Genomic DNA, 22,009 nt, shown 5'->3' with positions numbered 1-22,009 from the left:
GCACCGGTCTGCAGCGGCCGAGCCCGCCGGGATCACCGGGCCGTGGACGACCGCACCGGAGCGTCAGAGCGCCGCCAGCGCCTCCGCGCGCTCGACCAGCGCTCGCGCCCGAGCCAGCGTCGGCGCATACGAGCCGTCGACCGGCCCGTCGGGCGTGGTGGACAGCAGCGACCGAGCGGCCTCGACGTCGGCCGGCGCGGGCGTGAACCCGGCGTGGGCGCCGGGCACAGCGGCATCCCGGAGGGCCAGGGTGCCCGTGAACCCCATCGCGGCGGCGTGCAGCGCGGCATCCCGTGCCTGGTCGATCGGCCCGCACGGACCGTCGATCGGCCCCGCGATGCCGGCCGCCGCTGAGGCGACCACCAGCTGGGCACGCGGCCACGACAGGGCGATGCGGTCGGCGGCCATGCCGGTGTCGCGGCGGAAGTCGCCGGTCCCGAAGGCGAGGCGGCGGGTCGCCGGGTGGGCGGCGATCGCGGGGGCGACCAAGAGCGCCGCGGCCGACTCGACCATCGCCACGATCGGGGTGCCCGACGGGAGGGATGCCGCGACGTGCGCGACGTCGTCGGGACCGGCGCACATGGCCAGCACGACGCCCGCGAGACGGTCGTCGAGGTCGCGGCCCAGGGCGAGGTCGGCCTCGCCGTCTCGCGTCCCGGCGGCGCTGATGCGCAGCCACACGGGCGCCTCGTCGGCGGCGCGACGAACGCGATCGCGGCCCTCGGCCTTCCGACCGGCTGGGAGGCCGTCCTCGAGGTCGAGCACGAGCACGTCGGCCGCCGTCTCGAGACCACCCGCGAGGGGCGAGCGGAGCATCCACGTCCGGGCGAGGTCGACACGCGCCGGGGCGGGGACGGCCGAAGCCGCCCCCGCCGAGGTGTCGTGCGTCAGGGTCACGAGCGACCCCGGGCGGCCGCCTCCGCCTCCGCCTGAGCGCGGAAGGCGTCGAGCGACTGCGTGTCGACCGTGGCCGCGGGGCCCGCACCGACCTCGGCCGACGCCTGCTCCTTGGCATCCGCCGCGGGAGTCGCCGAGTGGTCGTGACCGGTCAGCAGGGTCTCGTCGAAGGGGATCTTGCCGGCCAGGACCTCGCGGACGCGCTGACCGTCGTACTCCTTCGTCCAGACGCCGATGAGCATCGTGGCCACGGCGTTGCCGGTGAAGTTGGTCACGGCGCGGGCCTCGGACATGAAGCGGTCGATGCCGACGATGACGCCGACGCCGTCGACCAGGTCGGGGCGGTACGCCGACAGCCCACCGGCGAGGGTGGCAAGGCCGGCGCCGGTGACCCCGGCGGCGCCCTTCGACGCGATGATCATGAAGATCATGAGGCCGATCTGCTCGCCGATCGACATGGGCGAACCCATGGCGGTCGCGATGAAGAGCGAAGCCATCGTGAGGTAGATGGCCGTGCCGTCGAGGTTGAACGAGTAGCCGGTCGGGACGGTGATGCCCACGACGGGCTTCGAGACGCCCAGGTGCTCCATCTTGGCGATGAGGCGGGGAAGGGCGGCCTCGGAGGACGAGGTGCCGACGATCAACAGGTACTCGCGGCCGAGGTACTTCATCAGCGTGAAGATGTTGACGCGGGTCACGACGAACAGCAGCGTGCCGAGAACCACGGCGATGAAGAGGAAGCACGTGATGTAGAAGGCGCCCATCAGGATGCCGAGGCTGATCACGGCCTGGAATCCCGTCTTGCCGACGACCGCGGCGATGGCTCCGAAGGCACCGATGGGTGCGAGCCACAGGATCATGCCGAGGATGCGGAAGACGAGCACCTGGAAGTTGCGGATGCCCTCGACCATGCGCGCGCCGCGCTCTCCCATGCCCTGCAGCGCGAAGCCGACGAGCAGGGCGATGAACAGCACCTGGAGGATGCTGCCGCCGGTGAAGGCCGAGAAGAAGGTGGTGGGGATGATGCCGAGGATGAATTCCTGCGTCGAGGTGGCCTCGGCCGCGGGAGCGTCGTACTGGGCGCCAGCGATGTTCAGGCCCTCACCCGGGTGGATGATGTTGCCGACGACGAGGCCGATGATCAGGGCGAACGACGACATGACGAGGAAGTAGACCATCGCCAGGCCACCGATCTTGCCGACCGTGGAGGCCTTCGCGATCGAGCCGATGCCCACGACGATCGTGCAGAAGATCACCGGGGCGATCATCATCTTGATGAGGCTGACGAAGCCCTTGCCGATGGGCTCGAGGGCGGTGGCGAACTGCGGGGCGACGAGGCCCACGATGACACCGGCGACGACCGCGACGATGACGGAGATATAGAGCCAGTGATTGCGGTCGATCTTCTTACGCGGCCGGCCGTCGCGTGTGGTGCGGAGTGAGAGTGCCATGAGCGACTTCCCCTTTTCTAACGCCTTCGTTGAGTCCGGCGGGGGCGCCGGTTGATGTGACGACTTTGATCGACGCGGGACGTCGGGGCGATTTGTGGTCGTATTGTTCACGGCAAGCGCGGCGAAGGGCGGGGTGATGAGACTGAGCGTGGGTGGCCGACTGGCGTTGGTGTCGCTCGGCGTCGTCGTGCTCGTCGCGGGCGTCCTGGCGGCGCTGCTGTCGGTGCAGTTGAGCGACTCCGGTCAGCGCGAAGCCGAGAAGGTCACGCGCTCGGTGGCCGAGACGCTCGCGCACGAGCCCGACGTCGCCGCCCTCGTCGCGCGGGGCGACTCCGGCGCGCTGCAGCCGATGGTCGAGCAGATCCTCCCCGATGCCGACCTGTCGTTCGTGACGATCATGACGCCCGACGGCATCCGCCTCACCCACCGCAACCGCTCCGAGATCGGCGAGCCGTACCTCGGCTCGCGCGCCGAAGCGCTGGCCGGGCAGACCTTCACCGAGGTCTACGACGGCACCCTCGGTCCCTCGGTGCGCACCATCGTGCCCATCCGCGACGGGGGCGACGAGAGCGGCGACATCGTGGGCCTCGTCGCCGTGGGGGTCACGCTCGGCGCCGTGCAACAGGACCTCGCCGCTCGCGCCCCGCTGATCGTCCTGGCATCCGCCGCCATTGTCGGGCTGGGCGTGCTGGGCGCCTTCTACGTGCGACGGAGTGCGCGACGGGTGACCGGCTCGTACACGCCCGCCGAGCTGTCGCGTCTGGTCGAGAGCTACGAGACGGTGCTGCACTCGCTGCGCGAGGGTCTCGTCGTGACCGACCGTTCGGGGCGGATCGTGCTCTACAACGACGAGGCCGCCGACCTGCTGGGACTGCCCCCGGCCACCTCCGGCCAGATATCGCTCGATCCCCGGGACGTCGAGATGGACGCCGGCCTCGCCGAGGCCATCGCGAGCGGTCGGCGCATGGTCGAGGAGACCGTCGTCAACGGTGAGCGGGTTCTGCTGGTCAACCAGGAGGAAGCGCGGGATCTGGCCGGCCGGCGCGCTCCCGAACGCGGTCGCGTCATGACGCTGCGCGACCGGTCGGAGCTGCAGGCGCTGCTGGGCGAGCTCGAGGGCGTGCGTACCCTCAGCGACACCCTGCGCTCGCAGACCCACGAGCACGGCAACCGCCTGCACGCCCTGTTGGCCCTGCTCGAGCTCGGACGCATCGACGAGGCCCGCCGCTTGATCGTGGCCTCGACCGGCGATCGTCAGGAGCTCGCAGACCGCCTGGTCTCGGACGACGAGGACGCCGTCGTGGTCGCCCTGCTGCTCGGCAAGCTCGACGAAGCGGCGGAGCGCGGCGTGCGTCTCGACCTCGACGTGGCCGAGCCCACGCCCGCTCTGCCCCTCGCCGTGGCCGAGGCGGTCACGGTGGTCGGAAACCTCGTCGACAACGCTCTGGATGCCGCGGCGGCCGGCGCCGAGCCCCGCTGGGTGCGGGCGGGGCTTCGTGAGGGCGGGGGTGATGTGGTGCTGGAGGTGTCCGACAGCGGGTCCGGCTTCGACCCCGCGCTCGCCGACCCCTTCGCCTTCGGCGCGTCGACCAAGCCCGCTCACGCCCCCGGCGGTCGGGGCGTCGGCCTCGCGCTCGTGCGCGACATCGTCGCGGCGCACGGCGGCACTCTGCAGGTGGTCGAAGACCCCACGACCGTGCGCGTGTTCCTTCCCGCCCGAGCCTCGGCGGTCGTCCCGTGATCCGGGTGCTCGTCGTCGACGACGACGCCCTCGCGCTCGAGCTGCACAGCGCCTACGTGGAGCGCGTGCCGGGGTTCGAGGTCGTCGGCCACGCCGCCGGTGCCCGCGCGGCCGTCACCGCCCTGGCCGACCCCGGACGCGAGATCGACCTCGTCCTGCTCGACATGACCATGCCCGACGGCTCCGGGCTCGATGTGGCGCGGCGCCTGCGCGCGACCGGATCACGCGTGGACATCATCGCCGTGACGGCGGTGCGCGACGCCGCGACCGTGCGGGCAGCCGTGTCGATCGGGGTCGTGCAGTACCTCATCAAACCCTTCGCTTTCGCGGCGTTCCGCGAGCGGCTCGAGGCGTACCGCTCGTACGTCGAGGGATTGGACCGCGCCGCCGGCGAGGCCACCCAGTCCGAGGTCGATGCCCTGCTCGGGTCCCTGCGCACGGTGACCGCACCGAGCCTGCCGAAGGGCCTGAGCGACGAGACGCTGCAGGCGGTCGCCGAGCGCGTGCGCACCGCCCCCGAAGCAGTTTCGTCGGCCGAGGTCGGCGAGAGCGAAGGGATGTCGCGCGTGACCGCCCGCCGCTATCTCGAGCACCTCGCCGACGTGGGCCGCGCGCGCCGGGTGCCGCGCTACGGCGGCCAGGGCCGCCCCGAGATCACCTACGCCTGGGTGCGCGGGTAGGGCCGGGCTCTCTCAGCTGCGCCCTGCTCACAGCGTCCTGCGCCCTGCTCTCCGCGTGCGTCGGGCGTCGTCATGCCCGTTGAGTGTCCAGAACACCCGGACGTTTCAGAAAAGTGTCCGGGTGTTCTGGACACTCACCCGAGGGGTGGGCCCGGGGCGCGGCATCCGGGACCGCAGAAGGACTCAGAGGTCGAAGGCGGCGCGGACGCCCTCGTTGACCACGACGCCGGCGCGCACGTTCAGGCCCTTGGCGAGGGCGGGATTGGCGGATGCCGCGGCCTCCCAGCCGTGGTCGGCGATGCGGCCGATGTACGGCAGGGTGGCGTTCGAGAGGGCACGGGTCGAGGTGTGCGGCACCGCTCCGGGCATGTTCGCGACGCAGTAGTACAGCGAATCGTGCACGCGGAACGTGGGGTCGTCGTGAGTCGTGGGACGCGAGCCCTCGAAGCAACCGCCCTGGTCGATCGCGATGTCGACGAGCACCGAACCCGGCTTCATCGCCGCGACCATGTCGTCGGTGACGAGCTTGGGGGCTGCGGCACCGGGGATCAGCACCGACCCGATCACGAGGTCGGCGTCGGCGAGCTGCTCGGCGATCTCGAGACGCGTGGAGGCGCGGGTCTCGATGGCGCCGCCGAAGCGCTCCTCGAGCTGGCGCAGCTTGGGCAGCGAGATGTCGACGACCGTCACCCGGGCACCGAGGCCCAGGGCGTTGGCGGCGGCGTGCTCTCCCGCGACGCCACCGCCGATCACCACGACCTTCGCACGAGGGGTGCCGGGAACGCCGCCGGGGAGGAGCCCGCGCCCGCCCGAGGCGCGCAGCAGATGGTGGGCACCCTCGATGATCGACAGCCGGCCGGCGACCTCGCTCATCGGCGCGAGCAACGGCAGCGCGCGGTCCGCGGTCTGCACGGTCTCGTAGGCGACCGCGGTGGTGCCGGCGGCCATGAGCGCGTCGGTCAGCGGCCGGTCGGCGGCCAGATGCAGGTACGTGAAGAGGGTGAGATCCGAGCGGAGGAAGCCGTACTCGGGGGCGATGGGCTCTTTGACCTTGACCAACAGCTCGGCGCGCGCCCACGTCTCGTCGGCGGTCTCGACGATCTCGGCCCCCGCTGCGCGGTACTGCTCATCGCCGAAGCCGCTGCCCTCGCCCGCGCCTGCCTGCACGAACACCTCGTGGCCCCGGTGCACGAGCGCGTCGACACCGGCCGGCGTCATCGCGACACGGTTCTCGTTGTTCTTGATCTCGGTGGGCACAGAGACGCGCATGGGTTTCTCCTCCGACAGCGGCGTTGCCGGAAGAATCGCAGAAACGGGTGTTTCGGTGGCGTTAAACCGAAGATCATTCGAAGGTATGCCGCGACTCGGGCGTAATGTCGGAAGATATCGACCGCGAAATCCGCGTCAACCGAAGGATCTACGATGACCGACGACCTCCACCCTCTCGATGCGCGCATCATTGAGCTGCTCGCCGAGGACGCACGCATGACGAACGCCGCCCTCGCCGAAGAGCTCGGGGTCGCGGCATCCACGGCTCACGCTCGCCTGCGCGCGCTCGTCGACCGCGGGCTCATCACCGGCTTCCACGCCGCCGTCGATCAGAGCCGACTCGGCCGCGGCCTGCAGGCGATCGTCGGCGTGACCCTGCGCCCGGGGCAGCGCCAGGAGAGCATCCGCGCGTTCGCTCATGACGTGCGCCGGCATCCCGACGTCATCCAGCTGTTCTTCCTCGGCGGCGCCGACGACTTCCTCGTGCACATCGCCGTCGATGATTCCTCCGCCGTCCGTCGCTTCGTCGTCGACCATCTCTCGGCGAGGCACAGTGTGGCATCCACCCGCACGAGCATCATCTTCGAGTACCACCGCAACGCCCTGGCGGCCGATTTCGATTGAGGCCGCACGGCGCAATAGCCGCCCGCGTGACCCTCGTCAAGACGGCCGGTGCGCCCGGCCGCCCCGCCATGATGAGACGCCAAGGGGGTCCATGGTGCTGTCGATCGGTGTGGCCGTGATGTGCGTCGGACTGGCGATCGGCGTCGTGTGGGTGATCCTCCCGCGCATCGGCACCACCGGTCCACTGGGGGTGTTCCTGCGGGTCGGTGCCCTCTCGGGAGCGGTCTCGGTCGGCGCGGGCGTGCTGACCATCATGGCCTCGAACGGGGCCGGACATCTGTGTCAGGTGGCGGCCGATACCGCGATGATCCTGGCTCCCGCGCTGCTGTGCGCCGCTCTCGCGGTGCCACCCGACCGCCTTCTCTCACGCTCCCTGCCGGTCGCGGTGGCCGTGGCGGCCGGCGCCGCCCTGAGCTTCCTCCTGATGCCCGCCGCGGCCACGTCGATCAAGGCGTTCGTCCTCAGCCTGATCTGCGCCCTGTGCGCCGTGCTGGCGGTGTGGGCGCGATCACTGCCCCGCGCGACCCGTTTCGTGCTCGCCGCCGCGATGGGCGCCTACGGTCTGTACTCGATCGTTCGCGGCGTCCTCTCGGTGGCCGACGCCTCCCTCGGCCCGGTGTTCTCGCCCACCGGCGTCATCGTGGCCGGCATTGCGGCGATGCTGTCGACGGGCGTCTCGATCATGATCGTCGGGCTCCCCGCCGCGGGCGACGCGGTCGGCGGACGCCGCCGACGGGCGGCGATCTCGATCGGCGACTGGAACCTGGCCACCGCCGCCCTCGGTCGCGAGCGCGTGCGTGTTCTGCTTCTCGATCTGCGGCTGGCGGCCCGTGATCTCGACCCCTCGGCCATCGACGGGCCGCGCGGAGTCGAGACCTCGGTGCCGTCGGCGGTACCGTCGCTGCGCAAACGCCTGGCCGCGGATTACGGTTGGCGTCCCGAAGAGGTCGAGCTGGTCACCGACGCCACACCCCGACGGCGGTCGCGGGTCACCGTCTGAACACCGTCGACGCTCCTCGCCGAGCCGGACCGGCGCCTCAGCGCACGGCGGCCGCGATCGCGGCGATGTCGGCGGGCGTGGAGCGGCAGCAGCCGCCCACCGCGCGCGCACCGGCCGCCACCCATGCGGGGGCCTCATCGGCCAGCGGTGCCGCGCCGCCCTGCCACGTGCGCGTCGCGGCATCCCACCGCTCTCCGGTGTTCGGATACGCCAGCAGGGGGATGCCGGGAGCTTCGGCGAGCGCGGGAAGCACGGTCGCGGGCGCGCAGCAGTTGACCCCCACGGCCAGCACGGTCGGGACGGATGCCGCGGTGCGGAGCGCCTCGGCTCGCGAACCGTCGCGCGCGAAGCCGGTGCTGTCGGCCGAGACGCTGACGAAGGCGGGCACGGCCAGGCCCTCCAGCTCGAGCGCGAGAGCCTCGACCTCGAGAGGGGACGGGATCGTCTCGACCGCGAGGACGTCGGCGCCCGACTCGGCGAGCACGTGCAGGCGACGGCGATGGGCGCTGCGCAGGTCGTCGAGGGTCAGCCCGTAGGCGCCGGTGTATTCGCTGCCGTCGGCACGAAGCGCGCCCACCGGACCGACGGATGCCGCGACCACGACGTCGCCGGCCTCACGCGCCAGAGACACCGAGCGGCGCAGGAGCGCCTCGACCTCGGCATCCGGGATCACTCCCCCGAAGCCCAGCTGGTACGAGGCGGTGATCACGACGTCGGCTCCCGCGGCGACGAACTCGGCGTGGGCCGCTCGTACCTCTCCGGGGTCGTCGCGCAGCACCCGGGCCGACCACAGCGCGGACGTCACGTCGTTGCCGCGCGCCTCGAGCAGGGTGCCCAGGCCGCCGTCGAGGACGACCGGTCGCCGCCTTAGAGCCGTGGCGAGGTCGATCACGCCTCGTGCGTCTCGCCCGCGGCCAGCACGCGCAGCGCGCTCGCGAGCAGGGCCTGGTCCTGTCGGCTGACGTCGCGCAGGGCCTCGGCCTCGAGGCGGACGAGTTCGGTCATCGCGGCGTCGACGCGCTCGATGCCCTCGGCGGTGATCGCGACGAGGATCGCACGACCGTCCGACGGGTTGGGGCGCCTGTTGACGAGTCCGCGCTCGGCGAGCTTGTCGAGGCGGTTCGTCATGGCGGCGCTGCCGATCATCGTGGCGGCGATCAGGCGGGTGGCGCTGAGCTCGGTGCCGGCACGCCGCAGGACGGCGAGCACGTCGAACTCCCAGACGGCGATCTCGGCGCTGGCGAATGCCTTGGCGCGGAGCTTCGACAGGTGGAAGGCCGCGCGGCGCAGGCGCGACATCACATCGAGGGGCGTCAGGTCGACGTCGGGCAGCAGCTGCGACCAGGCGTCGATGAGGAGGTCGACCTCGTCGTCTTTACTGCTGGCGGTGGGCACACTCCGACGGTACCCGAGCCGCGGGGTGGTGCGGCGCGCGACGGGCGGGGCCGGCGTTTTCGCGTCGCGGCGGGCAGGGTCCGCCGGTCTCCCGTCGACGCCGCATCACCCTCGGCGCACTCGGCGCCGATCGCTCGCTCCGCCCGGCGGCGCTCCCCCGGTGGAGTGTCCAGAACACGCCGCGTCGAGGCGTGCCCGTGCGGCGTGTTCCGGACACTCGATACGAGCAGGTGCGGATGCTGGGACCCCGGCGACTCGGGCCGCTCAGCGCGAGCGCGGCGGCGCGGTCGTCCCCCGCGCGACGAGACGCGTGGGCAGTTCGATGTGCGTCTCGGGCAGGGTCTCGCCGGAGAGGAGCGCCAGCACCATCCGCACGGCCTCGGCGCCGAGGCGCTTCATCGGTTGGCGGACCGTGGTCAGGGCGGGCTGCGCGCGAGCGGCCTCGGGCACGTCGTCGAAGCCGACCACCGAGAGGTCGTCGGGCACGCTCAGCCCCCGCCCGGTGGCGACCTCGATGATCGACAACGCCGAGAGGTCGTTCGCGGCGAACACCGCCGTGGGCGGGTCGTCGAGCGAGAGCATCGCCTCGGCGGCTTCGCGGGCGACGTCTTGTTCGTAACGCCCGACGCCGACCAGCGCCGGGTCGAACGGGATACCGGCCGCCGCGAGTCCGGCGCGGTACCCCGAGGCCCGCGCGACCGCGGAGCGCAGGTCGGGGCGCCCCGCGATGAAGCCGATGCGCCGGTGACCGAGCTGCACGAGATAGTGAACGGCCTGCTGCGCACCGGTGTAGCTGTCGGACTCGACGGTCGGCAGGTCTCCGCGACCCGTGTGCGGGTCGATGGCCACGATCGGCACCTCGCCCGAGACGTTGACGACCGTGGGGGTGACGATGATGGCCGCGTCGATGAGGGTGCCGCTCAGGCGGCTGAGCGAGCGACGCTCCCATCCCTCTCCGTCGCGGCGCGCACCGGTGTAGGCGAGCAGGTCGTATCCGGTGTCCGAGAGCGCTCCCCCGACGCCCTTCAGGATCTCGGCCGAGAACGGCTCGATGTCGGCCACGAGCACGCCGATCACGCCGGTGCGGCGCGATCGCATGCTGCTGGCGACGAGGCTCGATTCGTAGCCGAGGGTCTTCACGGCGTCCAGGACCCGTCCCACGGTCTCGGGCGAGACCCCGTAGCGGCCGTTCACCGCCTTCGACACCGTGGCCACCGAGACCCCGGCCGCCGCGGCGACGTCGTGGATGGTGGCTCGCCTGGTCATGGCATCCGACCATAGCGTGGAAATCATTTTCGAAAACGTTTGACGATCCCGCGAACGCCGGGCGACACTGCTCACACCTCGGCGGGCAGCAGACCCCGAGAAGCGCACGAACGGCGAAGCAGCCGACACCGACGCGTCCCACGGCGCACCTCGACGAAGAGAAACGGGAATCACATGAACACGCGCAAGATCCTCGCCGGAGCGGCCCTCGCCGTCGCCGGAACACTCGCTCTCGGCGGTTGCGCCGCGGGCGGCGGCGGGCAGAACGCCGATGGTTCGGTCACGCTGACGCTGTGGCACAACTCCACCACCGGCGACGGGAAGAAGTACTGGGAAGACACCGCCACGGCATTCGAGGCGGCGAACCCCGGGGTGACGGTCGAGATCCAGGCCGTCCAGAACGAAGAGATGGACGGCAAGCTCCAGACCGCCCTCAACTCCGGCGACGCCCCCGACCTGTTCATGGCCCGCGGCGGCGGCAAGCTCGCCGACATCGTCGCGGCCGGCCAGGCCTTGGACCTCACCGACAAGATCTCCCCGGATGCCAAGACCGCCCTCGGCACCTCGCTCGGCGCCTTCGAGGTCGACGGCAAGAACTACGGCATGCCCGTCGCCGTTCTGCCCTCGGGCATCTTCACCTCGCAGGACCTGCTGACCGCCGCCGGCGTCACCACCGCACCCGCGACGATCGACGACCTCGAAGCGGCGAACGCGAAGATCCGCGCCACCGGCGTCGCCCCGATCGCGGTCGGCGCGAAGGACGCGTGGCCCGCCGCCCACTGGTACTACAACTTCGCCCTCCGCGCCTGTGCCAAAGACGTGCTCGACAACGCGGCCGAGACCCGCGCGTTCGACGACCCGTGCTGGCTCGAGGCGGGCGAGAACCTGCAGTCGTTCCTCGAGACGCAGCCGTTCAACGAGGGCTTCCTCACCACCGCCGCCCAGCAGGGCGCCGGCTCGTCGGCGGGCCTGCTGGCCAACCACCAGGCCGCGATGGAACTGATGGGCGCGTGGAACCCCGGCGTGATCGCCTCGCTCACCCCCGACGAGCAGCCGCTCGCCGACCTGGGCTGGTTCCCCTTCCCCGAGGTCTCCGGCGGAGACGGCGAGCCCGGCGCCATCATGGGCGGCGTCGACGGGTACGCGTGCTGGGTGAACGCCCCCGCGCCCTGCACCGACTTCTTGAACTTCGTCGTCGAGAAGGAGAACCAGGAGCGCTACGCCGACGCCTTCCAGACCATCCCCGCCTCGAGCGAGGCGACGGATGCCGTGACCACCCCCGCCCTGCAGTCGGCGCTGAAGGCGTACACCGACGCCCCCTACGTCTCGGTCTGGCTCGACACGCTCTACGGCCAGAACGTCGGCAACGCCCTGAACGTCGCCGTCGTCGACCTCTTCGCCGGCAAGGGAAGCCCGCAGGGCATCGTCGACGCCGTCAACGCCGCAGCCTCGCGCTGAGGACACCGATCATGACCACCCAGCTCGCCACCTCGGCGACCGAAGCCGGGTCGCGCCGCCCGGCCGGGGAGGACGCCTCGCGCGTCCCCTCGGCCGGGCGGCCCCCGCGGCGGCGGCACGAGGCCTGGCGCATCCGCGGCGAACTCGCGATCCTCCTGGGCCCCGCCCTGGTGGTGTTCGTGTCGTTCGTCATCCTGCCCATCGCCCTCGCGGCCTACTACGGCTTCTACAAGTGGTCGGGTTTCGGCACTCCCACCGATTTCGTCGGCATCCGCAACTACGTCACGATCCTCACCGACCCCGCCTTCCACGAGGCCCTCGGCCACAACGCGTTCATCGTGGTCGGGTCCCTGGTGCTGCAGGGCCCGCTCGCGCTCGGACTCGCCCTGCTGCTGAACCGCAAGATGCGGGCGCAATCCCTCATCCGTGTGCTGATCTTCGTGCCCTACGTCATCTCCGAGGTCGTCGTGGGCCTCGGCTGGGGCCTCATGCTGCAGTCGGGGGGAGCGCTCAACGGGGCGCTGGAGAAGATCGGACTCGGTTCGCTCCGCGCCGACTGGATCTCCGACCCCGCGCTCGCGATCTGGACGCTGCTCATCATCATCACGTGGAAGTACATCGGCTTCGCCGTGATCCTCTTCCTCGCAGGGCTCCAGGGCATCCCCGAGGAACTCAGCGAGGCCGCGGCGATCGACGGCGCCTCGTACTGGCAGATCCAGCGCCACATCGTGCTGCCGCTCATGGGTCCGACGATCCGCATCTGGGCGTTCCTGTCGATCATCGGCTCACTGCAGCTGTTCGACCTCGTCTGGATCATCTGGGGTCAGTACGTCGCCTCGACGGCGGGGACCTCCACCATGGCCACATACATGGTCGCCAACGGCCGCAACGCCGGCAGCTTCGGCTACGGCAGCGCGGTCGCCGTGGTGATGTTCCTCATCTCGCTCGCCGTCGCCCTCGTGTACCAGCGCTTCGTGCTTCGTCGCGACACGGCCGGTGCCCTCACCGGAGGAACGAAATGACCGCCACCGCCACCCTCGTCACTCCCCGGGTCCCGCGCCGGCGTCCCGCCGGGGCGAACCGCGGTAGCTCGGTGCTCGTCGGTTTCGTCGCGCTGCTGCTCATCGGCATGATGCTCGCGCCCGTCGTGTTCATCATCCTCGGCGGCTTCCGCTCGAACGCCGAGATCACGGTCGACCCGGCGGGCCTGCCGACCACGTGGAACTGGCAGAACTACGCCGACGTGCTCACGAGCGGAGTCTTCTGGGGCCAGGTCGGCAACTCCGCGATCGCCGCCATCGCGACGACGGTGTTCGTCGTGGCGCTGGGTCTCATGGCCGCGTACGCCCTCTCGCGCTACCGGTTCCGCGGACGCGGCGCGGTGTACGCCCTGTTCACCGCGGGACTGATGTTCCCGATGACGGTCGCCATCACGCCGCTGTACATCCTCGTGCGCAACCTCGGCCTCATGAACTCGCTCGCCGGCGTCATCGTGCCGCAGATCGCGTTCGCGCTGCCGCTGACGATCATCATCCTGTCGCCGTTCCTCGCCGCGATCCCGAACGAGCTGCAGGAGGCGTCCGCGATCGACGGCCTCGGCCGGCTCGGGTTCTTCTGGCGCATGGTGCTGCCGCTCGCCGTTCCCGCGGTGGTGACGGTCGGCATCCTGGCCTTCGTCAACAGCTGGAACTCGTACATGCTCCCGCTGTTCATCCTCAACAACGAAGCCGCGTACACGCTGCCGCTGGGGACGCAGGCGTTCGCCTCGCAGTACTCCGTCGACACGGCGCGCGTGCTCGCATTCACCTCCCTGTCGATGATCCCCGCCCTGCTGTTCTTCAGCGTCTTCGAGCGGCGGATCGTCGGCGGCCTGACCGGTGCCGTGAAGGGCTGATCCGACCATGACCATCCACAACACCGACGTCGGTGCTGCCCTGACTTCCGGCGTCTCGGCCCGCGTGCAGGCCCTCGTGTCGGAGATGACCCTCGACGAGAAGCTCGCGCAGCTCGTCGGTTACTGGGTCGACCAGGGTGACGAGGTCGTCGCTCCCCTCTCGGGCGAGAAGGTCACGACCGCCGCCTATACGGATGCCACGGTGCACGGCCTCGGGCACCTCACGCGCGTCTACGGCACCCGGCCCGTCGACCCCGTCGAGCGTGCCGCGTGGCTGTGGGGCGAGCAGCGGCGCCTGCAGGACGAGACGCGCTTGGGCATCCCCGCACTCGTGCACGAGGAGTGCCTCACCGGCTTCGCGGCGTGGAAGGCGGCGACCTTCCCCACGCCTCTCGCGTGGGGCGCCTCTTTCGATCCGGATGCCGTCGAGCTCATGGCATCCGCCATCGGTCGCTCCATGCGCGAGGTCGGTGTGCACCAGGGCCTGGCTCCGGTGCTGGATGTCGTGCGCGACGCGCGGTGGGGCCGGGTCGACGAGTGCATCGCCGAGGACCCGTACGTCGTCGGGACCATGGGCACCGCCTACGTCCGCGGCCTGCAGGGTGCGGGCGTGCACGCGACGTTGAAGCACTTCGTCGGCTACTCCGCCTCTCGCGCCGGGCGCAACCATGCGCCCGTTTCGGCGGGCCGGCGCGAGCTGCAGGACGTCTTCCTGCCGCCGTTCGAGATGGCGGTGCGAGACGGCGGGGTGCGCAGCGTCATGAACTCGTACACCGAGATCGACGGAGTGCCGGTGGCGTCGTCGCACGAGCTGCTCACCGACCTGCTCCGGGGCCGGTGGGGCTTCGACGGCACGGTGGTCTCCGACTACTTCGCCGTCGAATTCCTGCGCTCGATGCACGGGATCGCCGGCTCGCTCGGCGAAGCCGCGCAGCTCGCCCTCGAGGCCGGGATCGACGTCGAGCTGCCCGGGCCCGATGCGTATCCGCACCTGGCCGGGCGGGTGGCATCCGGGGCCCTTCCCGAGGCCGTCGTCGACCGCGCCGTCGCGCGGGTACTGGCCGAGAAGGAAGACCTCGGACTGCTGGATGCGGACTTCTCGCACCCCCCGACGACGGTCGACCTCGACGATGCCGAACACCGGGCGCTCGCTCGCCGCCTCGCGGAGGAGTCGGTCGTGCTGCTGCGCAACGAGGGCGTGCTGCCGCTCGCGGCACCCGGACGGATCGCGCTCATCGGGCCCAACGCCGACAGCGCGGAGGCGCTGATGGGCTGCTACTCGTTCGCGAACCACGTGCTCGCGCATCACCCGGACGTCCCGCTCGGCTTCGCACTGCCGACCGTGCGCGAAGCCCTCGTCGAGCGTTTCGGCGAGATCGCGTACGCCGAGGGGTGCACGGTCGAGGGGACCGATCTCTCGGGTCTGGATACGGCGGCCGCCCTCGCCCGCGACGCCGAGGTGGCGATCGTCGTCGTCGGCGACCGCGCCGGGCTGTTCGGGCGCGGAACCGTCGGCGAGGGCAACGACGCCGACTCCCTCGACCTGCCGGGCGTGCAACGCCAGCTCGTCGAGGCGGTCGTGGCGACCGGTACGCCCGTGGTGCTCGTACTGCTGACCGGGCGTCCGTATGCGCTGGACTGGGCGCTCGATACCGCGGGCGGTCCCGCCGCGGTGCTGCAGGCGTTCTTCCCCGGCGAAGAGGGCGCACCGGCGTTGGCAGCGCTGTTGGCGGGGGATGCCACGCCTTCGGGCCGTCTGCCCGTCTCGCTCCCCCGCTCCGCCGGCGCGCAGCCGTACTCGTACCTGCACCCGCTGCTCGGCGGGCCGTCGGGGGTCACGAGCACCGACTCGACGCCGGTGCGGCCGTTCGGGTTCGGGCTGTCGTACACGTCGTTCGCGCGTGGGGAGCTGCGGGTGGACGGGGTGTCGTCCGCCGGAGCGGCACCCGCCGAGGGCGTCGGCCTGAGCGCCGAGTGGGGCGCCGGTGTGCCGGCATCCGGAGCTCCTGCCGAGGTGCGCGCCGGCGACGCGTTCACCGTGTCGGCGCGCGTGACGAACATCGGAGAGCGGCACGGGGCGGACGTCGTGCAGGTGTACGCGCACCGCGCGGTGGCGAGCGTGACCCGACCGGTCGCGCAGCTCGTGGCGTACGCGCGGGTCGAGCTCGCGCCCGGCGAGAGCGCCGAGGTGCGCTTCACCGTGCCCGCCTCGCGGCTGGCCTATAGCGACCGGTCGATGCGGCGCGTCATCGAGGCGGGCGAGGTGGAGCTGCGGCTCGGGTCCTCGTGCGCCGACGTCGACGAGGCGGCGGCACTGCGGATCACCGGTCCGACGTACGAGCTGGGCGTCGAGGACGCGCGGATCGTCGAGGTCGAGGTGCGGCGGGGCTGACGGCGCGGGCGGGGTGCGAGACAGACCACCGCATCGGCTCTCGCACCGGTTTTTACACCTGCTCGGAACCGCGCGGCGAGCAGTGGCGGCCGGTGACGCACGCAGCCCCGCGCTTCAGCTGGTGCTGTCGAGGATGAGTCGTGTCGCTTCGTGGGGAACGTCCCACTGCGGAAAGTGGCCGCATCGTTCGAACCAGTGCAGCGAAGCGTCGGGGAACAGGTGGATGGCGCGATCGGCCTGTCTGGGCACGGTCACCAGATCGCGCCGGCCCCACCCGATCGTGACACGGCCGGGCGCCGTGCCCGCGGGAGCACCTTGTTGCAGGGGGCCTTTGGTGAGGGCGTCCATGGCGGCACCGACCGAGGGGGAATCGGCCAGTCCGCGCACGTCCGGCAGCACCGTTTCTCGCGAGAGGGACCAGGGTCGAGCCGACAGTTGCGCCAGAAGCACCGTCCGTCCGACGGGGTTACCGAGCAAGGCCGGCAGCATGCCGCGCAGTGCGCGGACCAGCACGATCGACGGCCGCAACGTGGCGGCGAAGACAGCACGCTCGCGGAGACTCCAGAACCCGCCAGGGTCCAAGGCGACGGTGTCGCCGCCGACTCCGCGGCGCGCAAGCTCGAGCACGATCCGGCCGCCCATCGACTGCCCGACGGTTGAGACTCCGTCCAGCCCCTGCTCGCGGATAAAGTCCGCGACGGAGTCGGTCAGCGTGGCAATGGAGACGTCACCGGGCAGCGGCGGTGTCTCACCGAATCCCGGCAGGTCGATGGCGATGACCTCACGGTGCCGGGCCAGCTCATCGAGGATCGGAGTCCAGGATCGCCAGCCTGCGCCCAGGCCGTGCACCAGCAGCAGTGGGCTGCCACTCCCGCGTCGAACATGATTCAGCGTCATGTTCGCAACGCTAACCCGGGTACTTTTCGAGCGCTCGGCGACTCGGACGATTGCGTCGGTCAGCATCGAGGCGTATAAGAGGGAGCTGCGTTTTCCCAGCGAGCGCCACGGTCACTACGGTGCCGCCCGGCGTGGGCGCCGGGTTCGGGTTTTCACGGCCGGCGGGATGCCAGGAAGTCAGCCGTCGCGTTCAGGAGCCGGTCGGCGTCGTCCCGCGTGTTGTATGGCGCGAGGCCGACACGGAGAGCACCACCATCGCCGAGTCCGAGTCGTCGTGAGGCCTCGATGGCGTAGAAGTGACTGGCCGGGGCATTGATGTCGCGGCTGGCGAGAAAACGGGCGAGTTCCTGATCGCGACCGCCGGCGACAGAGACGAACAGGGTCGGAGACCGACGCGCGGCACGCGAGTGCACGGTGAGGTCGTCGAAGGCGGCGAAGCCGGTCTCGATGACTTCTCGCAGATCGGTCTCGTGCTCGTCGATCGCCTCGACCGCTCGGACGAGGCGTTCGCGGCGGGTTCCCTCGGGGCCGCCGATCGCGGCGATGAAATCGACCGCGGCAGTCGTGCCGGCCATCAGCTCATAGGGCAGGGTGCCGAGCTCGTATCTTTCGGGATCGGTGTTCGGCGAGGTCGCCAGCTTGTCGGGCTGCAGCTGGCCGAGAAGATCCGATCGCATCGTGACGGCCGCACAGTGTGGGCCGAGGAACTTGTACGGCGAGCAGACGAAGAAGTCCGCACCGAGCGCGGGGACATCCACCAACGCGTGTGCGGCGTAATGCACGCCGTCGACGTACAACAGCGCTCCGACGCCATGGACCGCCTCGGCGATCCGGGGGATGTCCGGCATGGTGCCGAGGACGTTGGATGCGGCGGTGACCGCCACCAGCCTGGTGCGCTCCGAGAGCTGCTCGCGAACGGCATCCGTCGACAGCTCTCCGGTCGCCGGGTCGAAGTCCACCCATCGGACGGTCACTCCGGTGCGTTCGGCCGCGATCAGCCAGGGCTGCACATTGGAGTTGTGGTCCAGCCGGGTGACGACCACCTCGTCACCGGCCTTCCACGTCCGCGAGATGGCACGAGAGAGATCGAACGTGAGCGCCGTCGCGCTTCGACCGAAGACGACCGTCTGGCTCGGGACGTTCAAGAAATCTCCGAGTGCGGACCGGCACGCCTCGACGATGCTCGTGGCGTTGCGTTCGGCTTGAGTGACGAGACCCCGGTTGGCGAGCGGCGCGAGAAGCGTCTCGCCGATGGCGGCAGCGACGCTGGTCGGAGTCTGCGTCCCGCCGGGGCTGTCGAAGAAGGCGGTGCCGCCACGAAGCGCGGGGAAGTGCGAACGGATGTCGTCGACATCCAGCGTCGAGTGGACCGTGGAGGGCTTCATGACTCTTCTTTCGCGGGTTGTGTGGCCGGTGCGTCGAGGTGCGGGCTCCCTATCCCCGGCTTGTCGGAGGAGCGACACCCTCATCCATCGTGGAGCGACAGGGGCGTGGGGTATTGCCTGTTGGAGACGCTGCGCTCGGTCTTGTGCCGAGGATAACCATTCCCGATGTTCGTTTGCATAGTAGACAAATCCGTGCAGATAGTGACACCCTGGCGTCATGTCCCACGAGCTCGGTTCTGCCCTGGCACGAACGATCGCGGATGCGCGCACGAGCCGCGGCCTGTCCGTCGCCATGCTGGCGGAACGCGCCGGCGTTTCGCGCGCGATGATCTCCCGCATCGAGAACGACTCTGCTCAGCCCACGGCAGCGCTGCTGGGTCGACTCTCGGGGGCACTCGGCATGACCTTGTCCCAGCTCATCGCTCGCGCAGAGGGCGACGTGGACCGGCTCACCCGGGCGGACGACCAGAACATCTGGGTGGATCCGACGACCGGATACATCCGCAGGGCTGTCTCACGCCCCTCGGAGACGGCGTTGGAACTGGTCGAGGTCACTCTTCCTCCGGGCGCCTCGGTGTCCTACCCCGCTGATGCATACCGGTTCATCGAACAGATCGTCTGGGTGCTGGCGGGCTCTCTCCGAGTGACCGAGGGCGCGGACACGCGTGATCTGTCAGCCGGCGACTCTCTGCGGTTCGGCCCACCACAGGACTCCACCTTCCATAACCCGACCGCAGCCCCCTGCCGCTACGTGGTCGCACTGAACAAGCGCTGACGCCGGCAGCCCCCACTCATCGCGAAGGATCCACCATGCACGATCACTCGATCCATTCCCCGGCTGCCACCGCCCGGAGCACCTGGCGGCCCGACACCATCGCGGTGCACGCCGGCCGGCCCGCCCGAACATCGGGCGCCCCGATGAATGTCCCCATCACATTGAGCAGCACCTACCTGCATGACACGGCCCAGGCCTACGGCCGCGACGGCAACGACGGCTGGGGGGCACTCGAGGCCGCCCTCGGCGCGCTCGACGGAGGGCACGCTGTCGCCTTCGCCTCCGGCCTGGCCGCGGCAACAGCGATCGCGGATCTCGTCCCGACCGGGGGGACCGTGCTCCTGCCCGTATCGGCCTACTACGGTGTCGCGCACATCTTCACCAGACTGCAAGAGCGCGGCCGACTCACCGTGCGCACGGTGGACTCGGACGACACGGATGCCGTGATCGCCGCCCTGGATGGAGTCGACGTCGTGTGGGTCGAGTCGATCGCCAACCCGACGTTGGTGGTGACGGACATCCCGGCAGTCGCCGCCGCCGCACGCGCAAAGGGCGTCGTCACCGTCGTCGACGCGACGTTCGCGACCCCGCTTCGCCAGCGACCACTCACGGACGGAGCGGACATCGTCTTGCATTCGGCTACCAAGCTGATCGGAGGGCACTCGGACCTGCTCATGGGCGTTGCCGTGGCCGCATCGGCCGATCATGCGGAACTCCTGGCCGCCTACCGCCATGATCACGGCGCCATCCCGGGCGGACTCGAGACGTTCTTGGCTTTGCGTGGACTTCGCTCGCTGGACGTTCGCCTCGACCGCGCCGAAGCGAATGCTCTCGAGCTTGCCCGTCGCCTGCGAGAGCACCCGGCGGTGACTCGGGTGAACTACCCCGGCCTGGACGGAGACAGTCAGCACGAAAAGGCCTCCCGGGTTCTCCCCCACGGGTCGGGGAACATGGTCTCCTTCGAGCTGAACGCCACCCCGCAAGAAACCGACGAGGTGCTGTCCAACCTCGTCCTGCTCGCTCACGCAACGAGCCTTGGCGGCGTGGAATCTCTGATCGAGCGCCGCAGCCGATGGGCAGCTGAGGAAGCCGCCGGCGTGCCGATGACGCTCTGCCGCATGTCGGTCGGCGTCGAGAACGTCGAAGATCTCTGGACCGACCTGACCACCGCCATCGAGCGCACGCTCCGCCCAGCTCCGACGGGCGGGCGAGCGGCCGAGACGGCGCGTTAGCGTGGACATACGTCAGCGCGAGAGGACCGCTTTGCTCCATAACGAGACCACTCCCCCGGCCGCCGACGCGCGCGCCGAGCACCTGAACGCCGTCGCAGACGCCGCCGTCGACAATCCGGCATCCCGGATCCATCCCGACCACGACGACGCGCGCGCCGACCCGTGGTCGATCGATCTTGAGCGCATCCAGTTCTCGCCGTACTTCTCGCGCCTCTCGGCCGTCACGCAGGTGGTGTCGCCCTCGATCGGCGGGGCCCCTGTCCACAACCGGCTCACGCACACCCTCAAGGTCAGCGCGATCGCGCGTGTCGTCGCCCTCCAGCTGAACACCCGCTCTCGGCAGGCCGGCGAGGGCGACGTCTGCAATGCCACGGTCGTCGAGGCCGCCGCCTACGCCCACGACCTCGGCCATCCGCCGTTCGGTCACCTCGGCGAATCCACCCTGGACCGCCTCGCGCGCGACGAGCTGGGCCTTCCCGACGGCTTCGAGGGCAACGCGCAGACGTATCGCATCCTCACCGCCCTCGACGTGGTCGAGAACGCTCCGCGCGGACTCAACCTCACCGCGGCCGTCCGCGCCGCCTCAGCGAAGTACCCGTGGGCGCCCTCGGTCGACGCGGCCGACGTCGAGCGGATCGGCCCGCCCCGTGGCATCCGGCGCTCTTCCGACGGCGCGTACCGGGTGCACAAGTACTCGGCGTACGACCTCGATCTCGCCGACCTCGACGCCGCCCGACAGGGGGTGGATGCCGCGCCCCTGCGCCAGAGCATCGAGGGCGCCGTGATGGACCTCGCCGACGACATCGCGTACTCGGTGCACGACGTCGACGACTTCTATCGCGCCGGGATCCTGGACCACGCGCCCATCGCGGCGGAGTTCCGCGGCTGGCTCGACGACGTGCTCGAGTGGCGCGACCGCGACGACGCCGAGGTGCGCGCCGAGCTAATGCCCGGGGCCGGTCTCGAGCGCCTGCGTCGCAAGATGCGCCGCGACGACCCGTGGATCGCCGACGACGAGGCCTTCCTCGCCGCCGTTAGCGACGTGGATGCCGAGATGGTCACCGACCTGCTCGCCCGCCCCTTCGACGGCTCGCTGACGGCCGAGCGCCGGCTCGCCGCCTTCACCGATCGGTGGATCCGCCGGTTCCAGGAGTCGGCGCAGCTGCGGCCCCTGGACACTCCCCGCGCCGGTCCCGTCGTGCTCTCGCCCTGGGCCTGGCATCACGTCGAGGTGCTGAAGTTCGTGCACAAGCGCTTCGTGCTGAGCCGCCCCGACCTGGCGATCCAGCAGCGCGGCATGAGCCGCATTCTCGCGCGGTCGGTGCGCGCACTCGGCGAATGGCTCGACGACGACCTCGACCGCGCCCGCACGCCCCGCCGCCTGCGTGAGCTCATCGCCCTGGCGCGGGAGCAGTATGCGACCCTCCCCGCCGAGCGTCGACCCTCGGATGCCGAGGCCGAGACGCGCGCGCGATCCCGCGGGATCGTGGACTACGTGGCATCCCTCACCGATTCGCAGGCGTTCGCGCTGTCGGAAGCGATCTCGGGGCGCGCGGACCGCCTGTGGTCACTGGGCCAGCGCTTGTGGGGGGGGGGGCGGCCGGGCGCCGGCGGGGGGGGGGGGGGGGCCCCGGGGCCGGGGCGGCCCCCCGC

19 protein-coding genes are annotated in these 22,009 nt (G+C 70.8%); 11 read left to right on the top strand and 8 right to left on the bottom strand.

Going from position 1 to position 22,009, the window contains the following annotated elements; all coding sequences use genetic code 11:
• Window positions 1-63: 63 nt before the first annotated feature.
• Both J2X55_RS14610 and J2X55_RS14605 read right to left on the bottom strand, forming a co-directional pair.
• Window positions 64-897, bottom strand: a complete 834-nt coding sequence (locus J2X55_RS14610) for an aldolase/citrate lyase family protein (protein WP_309824293.1) — start codon at window positions 895-897, stop codon at window positions 64-66.
• Complete coding sequence (locus J2X55_RS14605) at window positions 894-2,348, bottom strand: cation:dicarboxylate symporter family transporter (protein WP_309824291.1); 1,455 nt, start codon at window positions 2,346-2,348, stop codon at window positions 894-896. The genes J2X55_RS14610 and J2X55_RS14605 overlap by 4 nt, the downstream gene beginning before the upstream one ends.
• Before the next feature lie 136 nt (window positions 2,349-2,484).
• Between J2X55_RS14605 and J2X55_RS14600 the strand changes: the two genes are divergently transcribed.
• Together J2X55_RS14600 and J2X55_RS14595 are read left to right on the top strand one after the other, a co-directional pair.
• A complete protein-coding gene (locus J2X55_RS14600; RefSeq protein WP_309824289.1) occupies window positions 2,485-4,089 on the top strand; it encodes an ATP-binding protein in 1,605 nt (534 codons plus the stop codon).
• Window positions 4,086-4,769 (top strand): response regulator, encoded by a 684-nt coding sequence (locus tag J2X55_RS14595; protein WP_115919789.1) that lies wholly within the window; start codon window positions 4,086-4,088, stop codon window positions 4,767-4,769. The genes J2X55_RS14600 and J2X55_RS14595 overlap by 4 nt, the downstream gene beginning before the upstream one ends.
• Before the next feature lie 183 nt (window positions 4,770-4,952).
• Here J2X55_RS14595 and ald read toward each other — a convergent pair whose 3' ends face one another.
• Window positions 4,953-6,038, bottom strand: coding sequence for an alanine dehydrogenase (ald, locus tag J2X55_RS14590; RefSeq protein ID WP_309824287.1), 1,086 nt, complete (start codon window positions 6,036-6,038; stop codon window positions 4,953-4,955).
• Between the two features lie 153 nt (window positions 6,039-6,191).
• Here ald and J2X55_RS14585 point away from each other — a divergent pair, with 153 nt between their 5' ends.
• Window positions 6,192-6,662 (top strand): Lrp/AsnC family transcriptional regulator, encoded by a 471-nt coding sequence (locus J2X55_RS14585; RefSeq protein WP_309824285.1) that lies wholly within the window; start codon window positions 6,192-6,194, stop codon window positions 6,660-6,662.
• Between the two features lie 91 nt (window positions 6,663-6,753).
• Window positions 6,754-7,662 carry a hypothetical protein gene (locus tag J2X55_RS14580; RefSeq protein WP_309824283.1) on the top strand — a complete coding sequence of 303 codons (909 nt, stop codon included), beginning with the start codon at window positions 6,754-6,756 and terminating at the stop codon, window positions 7,660-7,662.
• A gap of 37 nt (window positions 7,663-7,699) precedes the next feature.
• Here J2X55_RS14580 and mmuM read toward each other — a convergent pair whose 3' ends face one another.
• The 3 genes from mmuM to J2X55_RS14565 all read right to left on the bottom strand — a co-directional run bounded on the left by mmuM (window position 7,700) and on the right by J2X55_RS14565 (window position 10,323).
• Window positions 7,700-8,554, bottom strand: coding sequence for a homocysteine S-methyltransferase (mmuM, locus tag J2X55_RS14575; protein WP_309824281.1), 855 nt, complete (start codon window positions 8,552-8,554; stop codon window positions 7,700-7,702).
• Entirely contained in the window at window positions 8,551-9,057 is a 507-nt protein-coding gene (locus J2X55_RS14570; RefSeq protein WP_115919799.1) for a MarR family transcriptional regulator, read from the bottom strand. Before J2X55_RS14570 ends, mmuM begins: the two co-directional genes overlap by 4 nt.
• A 264-nt stretch (window positions 9,058-9,321) precedes the next feature.
• Window positions 9,322-10,323, bottom strand: a complete 1,002-nt coding sequence (locus tag J2X55_RS14565; protein WP_309824278.1) for a LacI family DNA-binding transcriptional regulator — start codon at window positions 10,321-10,323, stop codon at window positions 9,322-9,324.
• Window positions 10,324-10,497: 174 nt separating this feature from the next.
• Between J2X55_RS14565 and J2X55_RS14560 the strand changes: the two genes are divergently transcribed.
• The 4 genes from J2X55_RS14560 to J2X55_RS14545 are packed head-to-tail and all read left to right on the top strand — an operon-like array spanning window position 10,498 to window position 16,067.
• Complete coding sequence (locus tag J2X55_RS14560; protein ID WP_309824276.1) at window positions 10,498-11,781, top strand: extracellular solute-binding protein; 1,284 nt, start codon at window positions 10,498-10,500, stop codon at window positions 11,779-11,781.
• An 11-nt stretch (window positions 11,782-11,792) separates the two neighbouring features.
• On the top strand, window positions 11,793-12,803 hold the full coding sequence (locus J2X55_RS14555; RefSeq protein WP_309824274.1) for a sugar ABC transporter permease: 1,011 nt from the start codon (window positions 11,793-11,795) through the stop codon (window positions 12,801-12,803).
• Window positions 12,800-13,675: a carbohydrate ABC transporter permease gene (locus tag J2X55_RS14550; RefSeq protein WP_309824272.1), complete on the top strand. Its 876-nt coding sequence runs from the start codon at window positions 12,800-12,802 to the stop codon at window positions 13,673-13,675. Before J2X55_RS14555 ends, J2X55_RS14550 begins: the two co-directional genes overlap by 4 nt.
• A gap of 7 nt (window positions 13,676-13,682) precedes the next feature.
• Window positions 13,683-16,067, top strand: a complete 2,385-nt coding sequence (locus tag J2X55_RS14545) for a glycoside hydrolase family 3 N-terminal domain-containing protein (protein WP_309824270.1) — start codon at window positions 13,683-13,685, stop codon at window positions 16,065-16,067.
• A 114-nt stretch (window positions 16,068-16,181) separates the two neighbouring features.
• Here the strand turns inward: J2X55_RS14545 and J2X55_RS14540 are convergent, their stop codons facing one another.
• On the bottom strand, window positions 16,182-16,964 hold the full coding sequence (locus tag J2X55_RS14540) for an alpha/beta fold hydrolase (RefSeq protein WP_115919812.1): 783 nt from the start codon (window positions 16,962-16,964) through the stop codon (window positions 16,182-16,184).
• 152 nt (window positions 16,965-17,116) lie between these two features.
• Window positions 17,117-18,349 (bottom strand): cysteine desulfurase-like protein, encoded by a 1,233-nt coding sequence (locus J2X55_RS14535; protein ID WP_115919814.1) that lies wholly within the window; start codon window positions 18,347-18,349, stop codon window positions 17,117-17,119.
• Between the two features lie 217 nt (window positions 18,350-18,566).
• Here J2X55_RS14535 and J2X55_RS14530 point away from each other — a divergent pair, with 217 nt between their 5' ends.
• The 3 genes from J2X55_RS14530 to J2X55_RS14520 all read left to right on the top strand — a co-directional run.
• A complete protein-coding gene (locus J2X55_RS14530; protein ID WP_115919816.1) occupies window positions 18,567-19,124 on the top strand; it encodes a helix-turn-helix domain-containing protein in 558 nt (185 codons plus the stop codon).
• A 35-nt stretch (window positions 19,125-19,159) separates the two neighbouring features.
• Window positions 19,160-20,356, top strand: a complete 1,197-nt coding sequence (locus tag J2X55_RS14525; protein WP_115919818.1) for a PLP-dependent transferase — start codon at window positions 19,160-19,162, stop codon at window positions 20,354-20,356.
• A 31-nt stretch (window positions 20,357-20,387) separates the two neighbouring features.
• The coding region (locus J2X55_RS14520) for a dGTP triphosphohydrolase (protein ID WP_309824264.1) at window positions 20,388-22,009 on the top strand (1,622 nt) is incomplete at its 3' end.

The organism is Microbacterium sp. 1154, from assembly GCF_031455375.1.
Taxonomy (GTDB): domain Bacteria; phylum Actinomycetota; class Actinomycetes; order Actinomycetales; family Microbacteriaceae; genus Microbacterium.
This window is presented reverse-complemented; position numbering and strand designations above follow the sequence as displayed.

Coding starts and splice junctions, on each gene's coding strand:
- J2X55_RS14525 (WP_115919818.1), top strand. CDS start 19,160: ATGCACGATCACTCGATCCATTCCCCGGCTGCCACCGCCCGGAGCACC.
- J2X55_RS14605 (WP_309824291.1), bottom strand. CDS start 2,348: ATGGCACTCTCACTCCGCACCACACGCGACGGCCGGCCGCGTAAGAAG.
- ald (WP_309824287.1), bottom strand. CDS start 6,038: ATGCGCGTCTCTGTGCCCACCGAGATCAAGAACAACGAGAACCGTGTC.
- J2X55_RS14530 (WP_115919816.1), top strand. CDS start 18,567: ATGTCCCACGAGCTCGGTTCTGCCCTGGCACGAACGATCGCGGATGCG.
- J2X55_RS14580 (WP_309824283.1), top strand. CDS start 6,754: ATGGTGCTGTCGATCGGTGTGGCCGTGATGTGCGTCGGACTGGCGATC.
- J2X55_RS14550 (WP_309824272.1), top strand. CDS start 12,800: ATGACCGCCACCGCCACCCTCGTCACTCCCCGGGTCCCGCGCCGGCGT.
- J2X55_RS14565 (WP_309824278.1), bottom strand. CDS start 10,323: ATGACCAGGCGAGCCACCATCCACGACGTCGCCGCGGCGGCCGGGGTC.
- J2X55_RS14585 (WP_309824285.1), top strand. CDS start 6,192: ATGACCGACGACCTCCACCCTCTCGATGCGCGCATCATTGAGCTGCTC.
- J2X55_RS14540 (WP_115919812.1), bottom strand. CDS start 16,964: ATGACGCTGAATCATGTTCGACGCGGGAGTGGCAGCCCACTGCTGCTG.
- J2X55_RS14555 (WP_309824274.1), top strand. CDS start 11,793: ATGACCACCCAGCTCGCCACCTCGGCGACCGAAGCCGGGTCGCGCCGC.
- J2X55_RS14600 (WP_309824289.1), top strand. CDS start 2,485: ATGAGACTGAGCGTGGGTGGCCGACTGGCGTTGGTGTCGCTCGGCGTC.
- J2X55_RS14535 (WP_115919814.1), bottom strand. CDS start 18,349: ATGAAGCCCTCCACGGTCCACTCGACGCTGGATGTCGACGACATCCGT.
- J2X55_RS14560 (WP_309824276.1), top strand. CDS start 10,498: ATGAACACGCGCAAGATCCTCGCCGGAGCGGCCCTCGCCGTCGCCGGA.
- J2X55_RS14545 (WP_309824270.1), top strand. CDS start 13,683: ATGACCATCCACAACACCGACGTCGGTGCTGCCCTGACTTCCGGCGTC.